The sequence below is a fragment of the Virgibacillus carmonensis genome (assembly GCF_057836705.1).
Map to the genome: position 1 here is coordinate 20132 of NZ_JBYQFJ010000017.1, position 16727 is coordinate 36858.

The 16727-nt window shown below is 36.2% G+C and carries 16 protein-coding genes and 1 other annotated feature; of the genes, 2 read left to right on the top strand and 14 right to left on the bottom strand.

Going from position 1 to position 16727, the window contains the following annotated elements; translation table 11 throughout:
- Positions 1-62: 62 nt before the first annotated feature.
- The 7 genes from pepF to AC3G7N_RS13660 all read right to left on the bottom strand — a co-directional run bounded on the left by pepF (position 63) and on the right by AC3G7N_RS13660 (position 8768).
- Positions 63-1877, bottom strand: coding sequence for an oligoendopeptidase F (pepF, locus tag AC3G7N_RS13630; RefSeq protein ID WP_489422715.1), 1815 nt, complete (start codon positions 1875-1877; stop codon positions 63-65).
- A gap of 109 nt (positions 1878-1986) precedes the next feature.
- Positions 1987-3159, bottom strand: coding sequence for a competence protein CoiA (locus AC3G7N_RS13635; RefSeq protein WP_489422716.1), 1173 nt, complete (start codon positions 3157-3159; stop codon positions 1987-1989).
- A 102-nt stretch (positions 3160-3261) separates the two neighbouring features.
- Complete coding sequence (mecA, locus tag AC3G7N_RS13640; protein ID WP_489422717.1) at positions 3262-3957, bottom strand: adaptor protein MecA; 696 nt, start codon at positions 3955-3957, stop codon at positions 3262-3264.
- Between the two features lie 439 nt (positions 3958-4396).
- Positions 4397-4792 carry a transcriptional regulator SpxA gene (gene spxA, locus AC3G7N_RS13645; RefSeq protein ID WP_089060076.1) on the bottom strand — a complete coding sequence of 132 codons (396 nt, stop codon included), beginning with the start codon at positions 4790-4792 and terminating at the stop codon, positions 4397-4399.
- Between the two features lie 280 nt (positions 4793-5072).
- On the bottom strand, positions 5073-5666 hold the full coding sequence (locus AC3G7N_RS13650; protein WP_489422718.1) for a GNAT family N-acetyltransferase: 594 nt from the start codon (positions 5664-5666) through the stop codon (positions 5073-5075).
- A gap of 179 nt (positions 5667-5845) precedes the next feature.
- Positions 5846-7063: a putative glycoside hydrolase gene (locus tag AC3G7N_RS13655; protein ID WP_489422719.1), complete on the bottom strand. Its 1218-nt coding sequence runs from the start codon at positions 7061-7063 to the stop codon at positions 5846-5848.
- A gap of 436 nt (positions 7064-7499) precedes the next feature.
- On the bottom strand, positions 7500-8768 hold the full coding sequence (locus AC3G7N_RS13660; RefSeq protein ID WP_489422720.1) for a PcsB-like coiled-coil domain-containing protein: 1269 nt from the start codon (positions 8766-8768) through the stop codon (positions 7500-7502).
- A gap of 294 nt (positions 8769-9062) precedes the next feature.
- Positions 9063-9238 (top strand) — a binding site (T-box leader).
- A 71-nt stretch (positions 9239-9309) separates the two neighbouring features.
- On the opposite strand from AC3G7N_RS13660, the gene trpS reads away from it, so the two are divergent.
- The gene (gene trpS, locus AC3G7N_RS13665; protein WP_489422721.1) at positions 9310-10302 is read left to right on the top strand and encodes a tryptophan--tRNA ligase; all 993 of its coding nucleotides are present in this window, start codon (positions 9310-9312) and stop codon (positions 10300-10302) included.
- Positions 10303-10429: 127 nt separating this feature from the next.
- Here the strand turns inward: trpS and AC3G7N_RS13670 are convergent, their stop codons facing one another.
- From AC3G7N_RS13670 to AC3G7N_RS13695, 6 genes are all read right to left on the bottom strand, one after another.
- Positions 10430-11191 carry a YjbA family protein gene (locus tag AC3G7N_RS13670; RefSeq protein WP_489422722.1) on the bottom strand — a complete coding sequence of 254 codons (762 nt, stop codon included), beginning with the start codon at positions 11189-11191 and terminating at the stop codon, positions 10430-10432.
- An 86-nt stretch (positions 11192-11277) separates the two neighbouring features.
- Positions 11278-11481, bottom strand: coding sequence for a YuzI family membrane protein (locus tag AC3G7N_RS13675; protein WP_489422723.1), 204 nt, complete (start codon positions 11479-11481; stop codon positions 11278-11280).
- Between the two features lie 158 nt (positions 11482-11639).
- On the bottom strand, positions 11640-12878 hold the full coding sequence (gene fabF, locus AC3G7N_RS13680) for a beta-ketoacyl-ACP synthase II (protein WP_489422724.1): 1239 nt from the start codon (positions 12876-12878) through the stop codon (positions 11640-11642).
- 34 nt (positions 12879-12912) lie between these two features.
- Complete coding sequence (locus tag AC3G7N_RS13685; RefSeq protein ID WP_489422725.1) at positions 12913-13851, bottom strand: beta-ketoacyl-ACP synthase III; 939 nt, start codon at positions 13849-13851, stop codon at positions 12913-12915.
- Between the two features lie 165 nt (positions 13852-14016).
- Positions 14017-14976, bottom strand: coding sequence for a BMP family ABC transporter substrate-binding protein (locus AC3G7N_RS13690; RefSeq protein ID WP_489422726.1), 960 nt, complete (start codon positions 14974-14976; stop codon positions 14017-14019).
- Between the two features lie 102 nt (positions 14977-15078).
- Positions 15079-15690 (bottom strand): hypothetical protein, encoded by a 612-nt coding sequence (locus AC3G7N_RS13695; RefSeq protein ID WP_489422727.1) that lies wholly within the window; start codon positions 15688-15690, stop codon positions 15079-15081.
- Positions 15691-15793: 103 nt separating this feature from the next.
- On the opposite strand from AC3G7N_RS13695, the gene AC3G7N_RS13700 reads away from it, so the two are divergent.
- Complete coding sequence (locus AC3G7N_RS13700; RefSeq protein ID WP_489422728.1) at positions 15794-15973, top strand: DUF2929 family protein; 180 nt, start codon at positions 15794-15796, stop codon at positions 15971-15973.
- Between the two features lie 368 nt (positions 15974-16341).
- On the opposite strand, the gene AC3G7N_RS13705 is transcribed toward AC3G7N_RS13700, so the two are convergent.
- Complete coding sequence (locus tag AC3G7N_RS13705; RefSeq protein ID WP_489422729.1) at positions 16342-16647, bottom strand: hypothetical protein; 306 nt, start codon at positions 16645-16647, stop codon at positions 16342-16344.
- Between the last annotated feature and the right edge of the window lie 80 nt (positions 16648-16727).

A 16727-nucleotide genomic window follows, 5' to 3' on the forward strand; every position in this document is an offset into this window, starting at 1 on the left:
CTCCATCCCCTTCCAAATAGAAAGAGGATGTTCCCCCATTGGAACATCCTCTTTTCAATAATTTACTTCAACAACAGCTTTTCCATTTCTTCTAATTTCTCTTCAAAAACATCGAGTGCCTCAAGAATTGGTTGTTTTGACGTCATGTCAACACCCGCTTTTTTCAATACTTCGATAGGAAAGTCACTACTTCCAGCTTTCAAGAAGTTCAAATAGCGCTCAACAGCTGTGCCGTCCTCATCCGTTAAGATTTGGTTTGCTAAAGCGGTTGCAGCTGAGTAGCCTGTTGCATATTGGAAAACATAATAGTTCATGTAAAAGTGTGGAATACGCGACCATTCTGTGCCGATTTCTTCATCTGAAACAACTTCATCACCAAAGTATTTTTTGTTCAATGCGTAATAGATTTCCGTCAATTTATCGGCAGTTAGTGCCTCGCCATCTTGCATCCGCTTATGAATATCATGTTCGAATTCTGCAAACATGGTTTGGCGGAATACGGTTCCACGGAAACCTTCTAAGAAATGGTTTAACAAGTATAATTTTTCTTTTTCATCTTCCAAATGATTCAACATGTACTCATTTAACAATGCCTCATTACAGGTTGACGCAACTTCTGCTACAAAAATAGAATAGTTTCCATAACGGAATGGTTGGGATTTTCTTGTGTAATAGCTGTGAACGGAATGGCCAAGTTCATGTGCTAGTGTGAATAAATCATTCACATTATCCTGCCAGTTCAATAGGATATATGGATTTGTACCATAGGCACCCGATGAATAGGCTCCACTGCGTTTTCCTTTATTTTCTTCCACATCAATCCAGCGATTTTTATAGCCTTCTTTGACGATATTGACATACTCTTCCCCAAGTGGTGCAAGGCTTTTCACTACATGTTCCTGTGCTTTTTCATATGGAATTTTCATTTCCACATCTTTCACTAGTGGCGTGTACATATCATACATATGCAGTTCATCTAGTTCCAATACCTTCTTGCGCAACGCAGAGTATCGGTGGAGTAAATGAATTTTATCATTCACCGCTTCAACTAAATTTTCATATACCTGCTCAGGAATATTGTTTCCGTCCAGCGCAGCATGCCTTGCTGAATCGTAATTACGTACCTTTGCATTAAAGTTGTCCTTCTTAATCGTCCCAGTTAAGGTAGACGAGAACGTGTTTTTAAAGCTACCATATGTGCCATACATCGCCTTAAATGCATTTTCGCGTACTTTACGGTCTTTTGATTCTAAAAAACCGAGGTAACGTCCATGTGTTAAATCTATTTCTTCCCCGTCCTCATTTTTAATGCTGGGAAAAGTAAGATCTGCATTGTTTAACATACCAAATGTTTGAGATGCATTTTCCATCGGTTCCGAAGCTTCTGCAAGCAATGCTTCTTCTTTTTGACTCAATACATGTGCACGTTGACGCGTAATTTCGTCCAATGTTTGCTTATATGATACTAATTCTTCTTTTTGTGCCAGAAATTCCTTAAGCTTCGATTCCTCAATTGTTAAAATTTCAGGTACTAGAAAACTCATTGAACTTGATGCAATGGTAAGCACATTTTCTGCCTTCGCATTCATTTCTTGGTAAAATGAGTTTGTAGTATCTTCATCATTACGCATATGTGCATATGTAAAAAGTTTTCCTAAACGCTGCGATAAATCGTCCTGGAGCTTTAATACGTCATACAACGCTTGTGCTGAATCGGATAACTTCCCAGCATATGCTTCAATCTCAGGGATGTCTTGCTTTAAGCTTTTTAACTCTTGTTCCCACTTCTCATCTGTTGGAAAAATGTCTTCAAGATCCCATGTTAGTTCTTTAGGTAATTCACTTCTTTTTGGTAATTCCTTTGTTGCTTTAGCCAATTGAATTTCCTCCTTTTTTTCCACTCTTATACTTATTCGGTAAGATTTACTAAATTCCTTTAAATAATAATGACATCTTTAGTATGTTAATTTCCACTATAATCATGCACTATTCTATTGTACTACAATGAATTAACTGATTCATTAATCGTGTATCTTCCATAAGCGAACGTTCTATATTTTTGTGAAAGTGTATTTCTTTTATTTTTTTAAAAAGATGAACATCGACTTCCTCGATTACTTGAAGATTGTTCAATAGAACTAAATATTCATAGATGGGATTATCCGTCCCTTTGATTAAAGAAAAATAGTGTTGTGGGTGATAACGAAGAATTCGATGAGCTCTTTCTAAGGTGAAGGTGGCGCCAATTGGTAATGGGTTTAACAAATCTAGACACAATCTACTTTGCCAAATACCAAGCGATGTTTCCATGAGGTGCTGTCCACGGACAGGTAAATAAACGATGGACGGTAACTTTTCTTTATGTGTGCCTTTTTCATATAACCAGTTAAACCATGCTAATTCTGAACCGTACAATCGATTGTTCTGACGTAATCGAAATGCTTTCTTTTCATTCTTCCACAGTTCAAGTAGCCACTTATCGTGTAACTTTTGCTGGAAAAACATATTGGAAAGTTTCATATCTTTTAATGAGTTAAAATTAAATGAACCTATGGCGAGACGTGCTGATGTTAAATGAATGTGTTGAATAATGATAAATTGAAGGGTTTGCGGACAAAAGAAGTAAAGCGTTAAGGGGAGGCTGGGTGAAAATCGATGCATAAACGAAAGAGTGAATGAATCTACCTTAAAGTGATACTGACGTAATCGATGGAAATGCTTAGCACCAAGAATCCATATGGGTGTAATTCCTGCCTCCTTATACCCTGTGTTTCGTTGGTTTACTATTTCTATTGGGATCCGCGCACATTGATATTCAATTGCGATTTTTCGATTCTTAATTGTTACAAAAAGATCGGGGCGCTGGCTAATTTCAGGTAAATATTTTTCTAGCTCCACTTCAATTCCCTGAGCCTTAAACCACTTATACAATAAAAGTTTTCCCTGCTCGTGATAATGGCCCTCACCGTAATCTCCTGCAACACATTCCAATTTTGAGCGATGTGCAAAATGGGCAATTGTTTTTATACCAGCCTTCACTAAAACGGGCTCATTACAGGTTGGACAAAAAAATTCATCTTCCCTAGCCTTTACAATCTCATTCTTTGATAGGCTGAAAAGTGTTGTCATTCTACCACTTTTTGATTTTGCTTGAAGCATAGGTCACTATCACCTCCATCATTAATTCATTAATTAATTCGACAGAAACAGACTAATTCCTGCTTTTTTCATTAAAAAAAAGACACCCATGGTTGGAGTGCCTTATAGTTGTGCAGGGAAATAATTTCTTACTTGTTCAAATGTGTCATCGGTGAACAACTTTTTCCCGTATTCTTCTAGATAATGAATGGTTACATCCGTATCCTTACCAAACTCGAAAATCTTACTAATGACATCTTCTTGTTTGTCATCATCCAACGATTCATCTATAAATTCCAGATAAAAATAATAATTGTCATTATAGTTGTATAGACTATCTTGGAAAGAATCAGTTTTATCCTGAAAGTAATGGCTCAACTGAATTACTTCTTCAAAGTCATTGAAACTTACGACGAGTGATAAATTACCCTCTTCTTCTTCTTCTGTTTTTTCGTCTGCTTTTTTGTCACCTGATTTGCCAAATTTATTTTCCAACATATTTTCAATATCCTCATCTACAGATAGATCTATCGTTTTTCCATTCTCAGTGGACAGTTCAATATTCTCACCGTCTTTGGAAACTTGTGCTTTTGTCACAATAATTTCTAATCCTTTTTCTAATGCCTGCACTTGTATCCATAGTGGTCCATCTACATTAAAGTCTTCTTTATAGTTTACTTCATCCATCATTTGCCAGAATAATTGTTCACTGCGTTCGCGGTTGTACCAAATTTCCTCGCGTTCAAATCCACGATCCTCAATATCTACGTAGGATATATAAAATTTAACGGTATTATCATTAATTCGTTCTATTTCCATGGTATTTCTCTCCCTTCTATTAAATAGTTAGGTGGAAGAGACTATCTCACCCGTGTCTATCTATACTTAGAATAAGCCTTCTTTACTATTAATTACCCGTATTCTTGCTTTTTCAACCATTCATTAGTGTATTAATTTCTATAGTTTCATTGTATGCTACAACGATACCTTTTGAAAATTAAAATGCCTATATATATACAATTAATTTCATATTTTAGATGATAAATGAAAATTTGTCCACGGATTTTTTTACGCAAATTGAATTACAGTAAAAATCACACCAGAAAAGTCAAGGTAAGACAGCAGGGAAACTGCTTGTACAAGCTAGAGTTGGTTCAACTTACATGTAGTGTGTGTGAAAAAGAAAACAAAAACGCAGAACCTTCTTAATAGGTCTGCGTTTTTTCTTTTATCATTTTCCTACTAATTTCGCATGAAATTAGTTTACCATACGTTGAGCCTCGCGTAGTTGAAATGTACGTACCGTTCTAGGTAAAAATCGTCTTATTTCATCTTCATTATAACCAACCTGTAGACGTTTTTCATCAAGTATAATTGGTCTTCTTAACAGCCCTGGATTTTTTTGAATCAAGTGAAATAAATCTTTCAAAGGCAATTGATCTATATTCACGTCCAACTTTTGGAAAACCTTAGAACGAGTTGAAATTATCTCATCAGTTCCATCCTCTGTCATGCGTAAGATTTCCTTGATTTCGTCTAATGATAATGGTTCGGAAAATATATTTCGTTCAGTGAACGGTATATCATGTTCTTCTAACCATGCTTTTGCTTTTCTGCACGAAGTACAACTTGGTGAGGTATAAAGTGTTACCATAAAACTTCACTCCTCATTCTAATATATTGGTTATTCCATGAACTTTGTATAACTTATTAGATTAAAATAAGTTTAAATAACCTATATGTATAAGTATACTACATTTGTCAAGTGAAAGGTAGAGTGTATGCGAAAAAAGTTATGTTTTTGGTAAATGTTCATGAAATGTTGTCAATTATATATAACATACCCCAAATCAATTTTAATTAAACCAAATCCCCGAAAATATTTATGATAATACGATAGCAACCCCAAGAAATAAGATGAGGTTGCTATCGTATTAAGCTTTTTCAGGCTTTTTTAAACTCTTTAAAATGTCCTCAGAATCACGGTCCGTATCATAACTTAAAACTTCCTCAACGGGCTGATACGACTTTCCATATATTTCTTCATCTTTATACGTATGAATATGGTCATACATATGCTTCATCTTTTCATAAATAACATCTTCCGAATCGGCACTTGGAGACCAGTATAAAATTTCCATAGAAGTCTCTTCATTTGTAGCAAGTGAACGGCGATTGTATCCAATGGATTGTGCGTGGTTGAAACCTTCTCTTTGGTAAAAACGAAGTCGCTTCTCTGTATCTGTATCGTCATAATCAACAGGCTCTACTTCCAAAATAATCGGCTTTCCTTTTTCTTTTAGTTTTTCCATTATTTTGTGGCCGGTACCCTGACCCCTTGTATCAGTAGATACCCATACATAGTCGATAAAAATAAATGTGTCAAACTCGGCAAACATTAACACATGATCAGCGCTTTCATCTTTATAATAAACGTCGCCTTTTTCCTTCAAAAGCGTGTCCATATGTTCCTTGGATTTCATTTCCTCTACTGGGAAATATTTGTTTAACTTTTCATACCAATTCATTCATCTACTCCTTTAATATTTTATAGTAGTCTTTTTATAGTATAACGAATAAATCGTGTTTTGTTAAATGACCTTATACGTTAGGCACTATTATTTGTTTACCCTAATAACAACTTTTTAAACAACATTTTCATTCAAATTCGAAAAGCAGACCCCGAAATGGAGATCTGCTTTTGTTCTTAATCAAGTGGTGTGTAATCCACATTATTCGTATAATCATTTCCAGCATTCCAAAGTAGAAATTCATTTATTCCATGTTCCTTCAATGCTTTAATTTGTGCCTCTACTTCTGCTTTTCCGTATTGCTTAGTCGCCCCACTGTATAACCAAGGAGCTTCAAAATCTTGAATCCATGGTCTTGATGTTGGTGGATCTTCCAATTTACCTAATACTTCATTCTCTACTTTAGCGTACTCACTAACCAATTTATATGGTTCGGTATCCGGTTTTTCTATTCCAAAATAAGATGTCCAATGACTTGGGTAAATCATAGAAGAAATAACGTCAACGTTTTTGGAGATCTTTGTAAAGTTTTGACCAATTCCTGGTGCTTCAGGAATTGTTGCCGCATAGCCAAATATATCAACGGCTACATCTACACCATAATAGTCCAACTCTTCTTTTGCAAAGGATACAAAATCGGTTACAGCACTAACACGGCGTTGAACATTTTCCACATCTGGATTATTATATTCCCCTACATTGTAGTCAAGAACTTCATCATAATCTTCAAAGCCCTCTGGGAATCGAACGTAGTCAAATTGGATCTCCTGGAACCCAAGTTCAGCGGCCATTTTTGCAATTTCTATATTGTACTCCCATACTTCTTTTTGAAATGGATTAACAAAAGCTTCCCCTTTCCCATTTGTCCATACTTCACCATTTTCCTTAAATGACCATTCTGGATGTTCTTCTGCAAGGACAGTATCTTTAAATACCACAATTCTTGCAATTGGATAAATCCCTTTTTCTTCAAGCACTTCAAGCATCTTGCGTGGTTCATTTATAAAATTTATAGCGATATCTTCATATGGAGAGCCTTCTTTTGGTTTAAATGTTAAGTTACCGTGGTCCTCTTTTATGTCAATAACCATTGCATTCAACTCTGTCTCGTCTACTAAGTTCAACAACGTATCAAAACGTTTCCCCCCTGCTGAAGGTCCAGTTACATAAATTCCCCGAACAGCGTCTGGATATTCGAAATCGAGTCCTGCATCATATGTAAAACGTTGCATTTTTTTACTTATATCTATAGGCTTTAGACTTATTTGTTTTTTCATGTGACTGTGTGCAGTATGTATTTCTTTTTCATCACTTGCAGATACATTGGGCGGCAATCCGATAGCGAACAGGAGAATGCCTACAAACGCCAATATTCCAAGATGTGTTTTCCCCATTAATATCAATCTCCTAATCTTTGTTTCATTCTATTATATAGGAAAAAAACAAAAAAATGAACGCAAATCGTGTAATTAATGTCGAAATATAGCATATTTTTGTTTGCGTTTTCTGTTGCTTTTTCACAATAAAAATGTATAGCATATAGCCCACACCTATACTAGACAATTACAAATGAAAATAAACAAGAACGCTCATGACTTCGTAGCGTTCTTGTTTACTTTCACACTCAGGCTATCAAAATTTGTTATAAAAAGTTAGGACGTTTTAGTCATAAACCTCGATTTTACCATTGGAATAATGATTGCTTTTTTATTCAATCAACTAAATCGGAACAGAAAGCAATGAAAAAAGAAAATCAGTTCATAAAAACACAGGTAAAAATCATCGAGAAAAACAGCTGAAATTTTAGATGTGATTTCTCATGTTTTGTTTTTACTGAACCGTCACTTCAACAGTACGTACTCCCCATTCAACTGCAGCTTGTTGGGTCGGAACATAAACATCAATTTTGTGACCATTGATTGCACTGCCAATATCACCCGCTATCGCATAACCATAACCTTCTACATGAACGACTGAACCTAAGGGAATAGTGCTTGGATCGACCGCAATTACTTTTGCATTAGGATTTTCCCTAAGGTCAATTCCGGTATAAGTTACTCCAGAGCCTCCAGCACTTTCCACTGTATACGCTGTTGCAGTAACGGTAAATGTTTTTTTGTCTGTGTTTTCTTGTTGTTCCTTTTCAGGTTCATCTACTTTTGCTACCACTTCTTCCTCCGTAACAGCCTTCGTTTTATTTTCTCTTTCTTCTTCAGGAACAGCTTTCGCTTTGTTTTCTCTTTCTTCCTCAGGAATAGCTTTTGCTTTATTTCCACTTTCTTCTTCAGCAACAGCCACCGCTTTATTTTTTCTTTCTTTCACTTCTTCAGCTTGTGAAGCTTTTCTTGCTGCCGATGCAATATTTTGTTTTACGTCAGTTTCAAGCGAAGCAAGCTCTTTGTCTTCGATTTGCAATTCCTCTACTAATCCAATCAGCTTTTGCTGTTTTTTTTCTAATGATTCTCTCTGTTTTTCATTTTGCAACTTTTCTTCATTAATTTCCGCCAAAGTTTCCTCTTGTTCAATTTTCATGGTGTTTAATTCGTCGAGCTTCACTAATGCAAGCTTTCTCTTTTCGGCTACTTTATGTATGTCATTTTTTAGATTTTCTAATAGGGACGCATCAGACTCAGTAATTTTGTTAACCATGGAAACCCGGCTTATAAAATCACTAAAACTTTGCGCACCAAATATAACTTCTAAATAACTTACTGAACCACCAGCCTTTTGATAAGAGGCAATTCGATTCTTTATTAGTTCTTGGCGTTTTTCAATATCAGTCTCTAACTTTTTAATTTCATCTTGAAGAATTCTAATTTCTTCTATTGTCCTTGTACTATTTTGTTCAATTTTTTCTATCATACCTTGCTTTTCTTTTAATGATAGATTTACACGTTCAATTTCTTTATTCAATTCTTCTATTTCGGACATAAAGTTAGTAACTTGTTTATCCGCTTCGGATAGATCTTCTTTAACATTCTTGCGTTGTTCCTGAACGTTTTCTAAGTCTTGTTTGGTTTCCGCATAGCTGTTAATACCAAAAGATAGGCTTAAAACAATTATAGCGACTAAGGTAATTGCAGTTAATCTTCTTGTCAAGATTTTCCCCCGCTTCCTATTTCTATTAAAATATCCAGCATTTTAATTCCATAGTATATCACCTCAAAATTACACCAAAGTTAAGATAATGTTACAACTATATTTCACAGAGGTTCCCTGCTTGACCATTCGTTTCATTTTTAAATACCCATTACAGTTCAGGAAAATCTAACTGCTAATATACTTAACCAATGGCTAAATGAAAATGGGTGTACAAATTGGTCTGGTAAGAGTAATAACTCCCACTGATACTTGATTTCTTTTTTATGAATCGTATATAATAATACTAAATTAATAGTTGCAATGAAAAAGTTATAGTACAATTGCCCACTGATTTTTAGAGAGCTTGTGGTTGGTGAAAACAAGCATCATGGTAAATTGGAATTGGACTTTGGAGCTTATTTAACATTTAAAGTGATCTTACACTTGTAGGATAATTAGGGTGGCACCGCGGTTCATTCGTCCCTTGCTAAGGGGATTGGTGGGCTTATTTTTATTGCTCAACTACTCCTCAAACATTTGAATTGATGGAGGAAACAACATGAAGACAATTTTTTCAGGCATTCAACCAAGTGGAACGTTAACAATTGGTAATTACATTGGCGCAATGAAACACTTTGTGCAATTGCAGAATGAGCACAATTGCTACTTCTGTATTGTTGATGAGCATGCAATCACAGTGCCACAGGATCGGCTAAAGCTTCGTAGCAATATCCGCTCACTTGCAGCACTGTATCTTGCTGCAGGGATTGATCAAGAGAAGGCAACACTGTTCATTCAATCTGAAGTACCAGCACATACACAGTTAGGCTGGATTTTGCAATCAATCAGCTATACCGGTGAGTTAGAAAGAATGACGCAATTTAAAGATAAGTCAAAAGGAAAAGATGCAGTATCAGCAGCTCTTTTGACATACCCACCGTTAATGGCGGCTGATATTTTATTATACAATACGGATATAGTGCCTGTTGGTGATGATCAAAAACAACATCTCGAGCTTTCTAGAAATTTGGCTCAACGATTTAATAATCGATTTAACGACATATTCACCGTTCCAGACATTAGTATGCCTGAAGTTGGAGCGCGTATTATGTCTTTACAAGAGCCCACAAAGAAAATGAGTAAATCGGACGAAAATGAAAAATCATTTATTTCAATGTTAGATGAACCAAAGAAAATTGAAAAAAAGGTTAAAAGTGCCGTGACGGATTCAGAAGGTATTGTAAAATTCGACAAAGAGCACAAACCAGGTATCTCGAACCTGATAACCATACTAGCTAGTTGTACAGATCAAACAATCAAAGATATTGAAGCGGAATTTGATGGCAAAGGTTACGGTGATTTTAAAATAGCGGTTGCTGAGGCAGTCATTGACGTATTGGCACCAATTCAGGAACGCTACCATGAACTTCTTAATTCGGAAAAACTAGATGACATATTAGATAAAGGGGCAGACCGTGCAGCAAGTGTCGCAAATAAAAACTTAGCAAAAGCTAAGAAGGCTGTTGGTCTTGGTCGTGTTAGGAAAAAGTAAAAAAAGCCAATGCGGAATTTTATCTTCCGTACTGGCTTTTTTGATTGTTTTTGTTCGTTCTGAAAGGATGGATATGGATATTGTGGATATTAACGCTCATTCCAAAATCAATCACCACTGCATAAAGCTAATTCTGTTTCGACGGTTTTCCTTCTTGTACTTGTTCTAGCTCCCATAGTCTTTCAAGAAATGGCTGGCCCTTGATTAACTTTCTACATAAATTCTCATGTTCTGTAGTCCAGCCTTGCTTTACGCCATCATAGAGAACCTGCCATATTTTCCTAGGATCCATAAAGCGAATATATCCATACTTTTTTGGATCCCATTCTGTCAGCCAATAGCGCAACTCTTCATGGTTATTCGTAGTTCGCAATTGATCCAGTCCCATCATTAACAATTGCTTTAGCTGTCGTTCTCTACGTGTTAATCCATGGATCAAGTCTGGTTCCATAGACAGAATATGATATTCTTTTTCTTTCATTTTCTCATCTAACTTAAAGTTTTGCGGTTTTACACCTGCAATCATGTCAAATACTTGTTGTTCTTGTCTCGGGATTAACCTGCTTTTTCGAATTGGTATTTCATATCCAACTGTATCAAAGGCAATGATGTCATTTCCATCTGTTACAATACATGCATAATCTAACACGATACGTTCTTGTCCTTTTCGAATATACGCACGTTTACATATAAGGTCTAGTAAAGCTTTCGGTAGATCATGCATATTATTCTCAATGTACCTGAATAGATCTGTATTTATGTATAGTAATGGCACTTGATCTAGCAATTCAATCCCGTCTTCTTTACGCCATTCATGGAAAAAGCAAACACTATAACCATTCTCTTCGCCCTCGAACCAGTTAACCCAAACATCATGTAGATATAACATTTAAAAACCTCACTTTGTATGCTACCTTTTAAAATACATTATGACCAGGATGCTGGAAAAATATTCGATTGTTCCACACATTTTCCCTATTTGTAAGGATAGCGATATAAAGCAATTACCATTAAAATAAAACCAATTGGTAGAAAGTAACATTCAGGTCTTCCTTTGATGTAACGAAAGAAATCTGTCCAGGCTAATCCTGCCGGTATAAAATTCATATATGTAATGAGGACAACCCCACCTGCGACAGCTAGTCCAAATCCCATTAAAAATAAAAAGATTCTAAGCATCATCTTTTCCCCCACCTATACTTGTCCATTTTTTCTATAATGTATGTGAAACTACTTTAAAAAATGATTAATAGAACAAGATAGAGGCATTCTTATGAACGTAAAAAAAGGCCATCCATTTAAGGCTAGCCTTTTTGAACATCTTTTTTTACTAGTTTCTATTCGTACTTTTTGAAAATAAGGGCTGCATTGTGTCCGCCAAACCCAAGTGAATTACTCATCACGACGTTTACTTCTTGTTTTCTTGCTTCATTTGGAACATAATCCAAATCACATTCTTCGTCAGGTGTTTCATAGTTTGTCGTTGGTGGAATTATATTATCTGTAATTGATTTAACAGCTATTACAGATTCTATTCCCCCCGCTGCTCCTAGTAAATGACCCGTCATCGATTTTGTTGATGAGATTGCAAGTTTATTTGCATGATTTCCAAATACATCTTTAATTGCCATCGTTTCAAATTTATCGTTTAAATCTGTACTAGTACCATGAGCATTAATATAATCTACATCAGTCGACTCAATACCAGCGTCATTGATTGCTTGTTGCATCGCACGTGCCGCTCCATCACCAGCAGGTGCTGGTGCAGTTATATGATGTGCATCACCAGTAGAACCATACCCAACAATTTCGCCGTAAATATGCGCACCGCGTTCTAACGCGGATTCTAATGATTCAAGAATTAAAATTCCTGCTCCTTCACCCATGACAAATCCATCACGATTTTTATCAAATGGACGGCTTGCTGTTTTTGGATCTGGATTCGATGATAATGCTTTCATGGAAGAAAATCCTGCAAACGCCATATTTGTAATTGGCGCTTCTGTTCCACCAGTAATCATATAGTCAGCACCACCACGTTGAATAACCTTGAAGGCATCACCAATTGAGTTTGCTCCTGATGCACAAGCGGTTACCGTACAGGAATTAATCCCTTTCGCACCTAACTGAATTGAAACTTGACCAGCTGCCATGTCAGGGATTAACATAGGAACAAAAAATGGACTTACACGCTTATAGCCGCGTTCCAAAAATTTACTATGCTGTTCTTCATAGGTATCCATTCCACCAATACCTGAACCAATCCATACTCCTACTCGTTCAGCAATTGAATCGGTTATCTCAAGTTTTGCATCTTCAACAGCCATTCGGGATGCAGCAACTGCATATTGCGTGAACCGATCCATTTTACGTGCATCTTTTTTATCCATAAATAAAGTTGGATCAAAGTCCTTTAATTCCGCTGCTACTTTGGCTGGAAAGTCATCCTTGTTTACTCGAGTAACTGTATCAATACCTGATTTACCTTCTACAACACTATTCCACATGCTAGATACATCATTACCAACTGGGCTGATTGCACCTAATCCGGTTATTACTACTCTTCTTTGCTCCATTACATACTCCTCCTATTACAACACACATTCTAAGTTATTTTCCATAGCGTAATGCAACCGCACCCCATGTTAAGCCTCCACCGAATCCAACCATTACGATTAGATCATTATCTTTTATCTTACCAGCCTTAATTTCTTCTGATAACGCAATCGGTATGGAAGCTGAAGATGTATTACCATATTTTTTTACTGATGTTGCCATTTTATCCTCTGAAATACCTAACCGTTCACGAGCAGCATTCATTATACGAATATTTGCTTGATGTGGAATAAGGTAATCAACGTCCTCTTTAGTATAACCTATTTTCTCTATCACATTTATAGACGATTCTGGCATTTGCCTTACTGCAAACTTGAATACTTCACGGCCATTCATAACAAGGTGATCATTCTCATCTTGATATAAATGTTTCCCACCAGATCCATCAGTCCCGAGTTCAAACGATAAAATACCTTTGCCTTCTGAAACTTCCCCTACAATTACTGCTCCTGCGCCGTCGCCAAATAGGACACATGTATTTCTGTCTTCCCAATTGGTAATTTTTGATAGCTTTTCTACACCAACCACCAACGCATTTTTGTATGTTTTTGTTTCAAGAAATTGTTTTGCAGTTATTAATCCATACATAAAACCAGAACAAGCTGCACCAATATCCATTGAAGCTGCAGTCCCTACCCCTAGTCTATCCTGCAGGCGATTCGCTACGGAAGGAAAAGGGGAATCTGGAGTTACAGTCGCTACTATTATTAAATCAATGTCCTCTGGATTAAAATTTGCTTCTTCAATAGCTTGTTGCGCTGCAAAAAAAGCCATATCAGAAGTTTCTATATCGTCTCCAGCAATACGTCTTTCTTCAATTCCTGTCCTTGATCTAATCCATTCATCACTTGTATCGACTATCTTTTCCATATCTTTATTTGTAACGACATTAGTTGGAACATAATGACCTGTACCTAATATGCCAACATTCATCTTGCCATCCCCTTATAAAAGTTTTATTATCAATTATTATGACTTGGTACTAATTTTAATGCATAACAAGTTGAGTTGCAAGCACAAAAACTAAAGGGGAGACCGTTATATTGTTGAAACAGGGAGGTTGACACAGAAAAACCATCAGAGTTAAACCCCTAACGGCTATTCATTCGGTAACAGGGCAGTTTTCTTATATTCTTTTATAATATCTTCTATCTTTTCCTGGTAGTCTTCTGGTACGACTGGACTAAATTTACCAAGCGAGATTACATCATCTTGAAAATCAAAAACCAAAATTTCACCATTAAGTTCGTCTCTATTAAACTTTTTTGCTGCTAACATATAAAGCTTGTCTACCTGTTGAACAGTACTAGTTAAAACAGTTCCTTCATCAATATAGGATTGATCAGAAACATATCCGATTGCATACAGTCCATCCTCACTTGCCTGTTTAATCACATCAATACTGTACGAATCACCCGTTGGGTAAAAAACATCGACATTCTGTTTCTTCATTCTTTCATACATCTTAAGCGCAGTATCCTTGTCCGCCCAATCCTTAACATAATCTATATGTACTCTAGCTTCAGGGTTCTCATATTTTACACCTTCATAGAACCCCTCTATTTCAGGTTGCCATTCGAATGCAGCAACAATTCCGATATGATCTGTCTCAGTCATTTTTCCCGCTACCATACCACCAAAGAAACCCATAGCATGTGAATTAAAATTTAAACTCGTAACATTTTCAGCATAATAACCACCATTAAAATAGACAAACTGTACATTAGGAAAGGATTTGGAGATGTTTACAAAGTACTTTCCGTAGATGTTACTGTGGCCGAAAATTAAATTCACGCCATTACTTACAAATTCATCAACAGCTTCCGTAACTTCTTGCTGGGTCTTTATACCCTCTTTGTAGTAGACATTGACATCATATTTTCCCTTTATATCCTGCAAGCCATCATAACCTTGTTGTCCCCATACTTGGTCTTCAATCGATCCTTCTACCAACATGCCTACATTTTGAATTTGTCCAGTGTCGATATTATTGTTACACCCCAATAGTACTAGAAAGATTGATATAACAAAGAATATGGCGTATAATTTCTTCAACATTTGCACTCCAATCCGTATAACTAATTGCTACAAAAGTTTACTCTTATCCTAATTGTATCGCTTAAATTACTTGCAGTAAACGAATTCTATCTTTACGATTTATCATATTTTATAATTTCTTATTTTTTCGTAATGTTTGATAAGATTTGATACTTGATTACCTATAGGTCTATCTTCCCTTATGAACAGATGTTTTTCAAGTGAATCTTTCTTTACTTGCAAGTTTCTATTTTTTGTTAATGAAATCTGATTAGGTAACTCCGAAACTTTTATCCACTGCATAAAACAATCCACAAAATCATCAATATATACCGCCTCTTCTTGAAATCGGGTGGAATCAAATGATATGTGCTGATTATCAACGTATATGCCCTTTTCATCCATAGGCATCCATTCACCAAAAAGTAATGGTAATTCAATATTAATAAAATTAGGCTTATCTATATCTTTTCCAAAGTTATACGTTTTTAATGTTTGAATAGAATAAGTTTTATTTTCGGTTAACAGGACGGTATCTGTGTATTTTTTATCTTTGATTTCATCCTCGTTATTGAACAGGGAAAATGAACTATTTCTTCCTAACATGAAGGATAACTCTTCCTCCCTCTCTGAAGCCAAATCCGCTAAACCATCTACTACATAATCATTTTCGATTAATCGATTAACAATATGAAACCCAATCCAGTGCAAACAATTCGTCACACATACTGTCATATATACCATCCTTTGCAATCAATTTTATAATAATAATACTTTTCATTTGATCTAGTATTTGGTAAACTATATAAGGAATGCAGAAAAAAATGAGGTGTTATCTATGCGGTTCATCTGGACATTTATTTGGTCGTTACTCCTAAGTGGTGTTCTTTCCTATATCTTAACTAGTATGGGCGGAACTACATTTAATCTTATGCACACACTAGTACTTGCCATTATCCTATCAGTAGGAGTATTCATTTTGTCTGAAGGAGTACTTAAAGGCGATAGTGAAGCATAAGTGCTGTTATCCAAATATAATTTCATTTTTACATAAACCCTTGCCTACAAGGAATTGGCAAGGGTTTTGTTGTTTAATTACTTGTCTGTCTAGAGCTATGGCTCCTAGCGCCTTACGATAAGGTCAACATCGAATCGCTTACGCTCTTCGTGGTTCCTTTATCTCATACGGAGCCTTCCAGGGCATACGGCAATTAACGGGCGCTTGCGCTTTTCTTTGTCTCGGTCCAGCGCCCATTGCCTAGTGCCCTTCAGGCGCCTCCTTACGATAAGGTCAACATCGAATCGCTTACGCTCTTCGTGGTTCCTTTATCTCATACGGAGCCTTCCAGGACATACGGCAATTAACGGGCGCTTGCGCTTTTCTTATTAATACCAGGGTAAAATGCTTAGTGCTGTTAGTGCTGCTAGTGGAAGGACAAGTCTGTTGAACCTTCTTGGCCTTCCATATCCGTATCCAGGGTATCCGTACCCATAATTAAAAAGACGTTCTTCATCACGTGATTGCTGTTTATCCAGTTGATCAACTGGTACTGCAATATATACGTATTCATCGTCAAGCCCAGTAATGATACCGTCAAGTTTTTTTCCGTCGTTCGTTTCAGCAAGCACATAAGCATGCATATGTTTTTTGCATAAATCGTATATATGTTGGTGACCGTAATTTCTATTCATTTTCATCCTCCTCACCATCTAGACTATTCAATTAGTTACCTATACGTGATAAAAGTTTAGTGAACAATATACATATAAAG

Coding starts and splice junctions, on each gene's coding strand:
- AC3G7N_RS13635 (WP_489422716.1), bottom strand. CDS start 3,159: ATGCTTCAAGCAAAATCAAAAAGTGGTAGAATGACAACACTTTTCAGC.
- AC3G7N_RS13650 (WP_489422718.1), bottom strand. CDS start 5,666: ATGAATTGGTATGAAAAGTTAAACAAATATTTCCCAGTAGAGGAAATG.
- AC3G7N_RS13690 (WP_489422726.1), bottom strand. CDS start 14,976: ATGTTGAAGAAATTATACGCCATATTCTTTGTTATATCAATCTTTCTA.
- mecA (WP_489422717.1), bottom strand. CDS start 3,957: ATGGAAATAGAACGAATTAATGATAATACCGTTAAATTTTATATATCC.
- AC3G7N_RS13670 (WP_489422722.1), bottom strand. CDS start 11,191: ATGTTATATCTACATGATGTTTGGGTTAACTGGTTCGAGGGCGAAGAG.
- AC3G7N_RS13705 (WP_489422729.1), bottom strand. CDS start 16,647: ATGAATAGAAATTACGGTCACCAACATATATACGATTTATGCAAAAAA.
- fabF (WP_489422724.1), bottom strand. CDS start 12,878: ATGGAGCAAAGAAGAGTAGTAATAACCGGATTAGGTGCAATCAGCCCA.
- spxA (WP_089060076.1), bottom strand. CDS start 4,792: ATGGTAACACTTTATACCTCACCAAGTTGTACTTCGTGCAGAAAAGCA.
- AC3G7N_RS13675 (WP_489422723.1), bottom strand. CDS start 11,481: ATGCTTAGAATCTTTTTATTTTTAATGGGATTTGGACTAGCTGTCGCA.
- AC3G7N_RS13700 (WP_489422728.1), top strand. CDS start 15,794: ATGCGGTTCATCTGGACATTTATTTGGTCGTTACTCCTAAGTGGTGTT.
- AC3G7N_RS13655 (WP_489422719.1), bottom strand. CDS start 7,063: ATGGGGAAAACACATCTTGGAATATTGGCGTTTGTAGGCATTCTCCTG.
- AC3G7N_RS13685 (WP_489422725.1), bottom strand. CDS start 13,851: ATGAATGTTGGCATATTAGGTACAGGTCATTATGTTCCAACTAATGTC.
- trpS (WP_489422721.1), top strand. CDS start 9,310: ATGAAGACAATTTTTTCAGGCATTCAACCAAGTGGAACGTTAACAATT.
- AC3G7N_RS13695 (WP_489422727.1), bottom strand. CDS start 15,690: ATGACAGTATGTGTGACGAATTGTTTGCACTGGATTGGGTTTCATATT.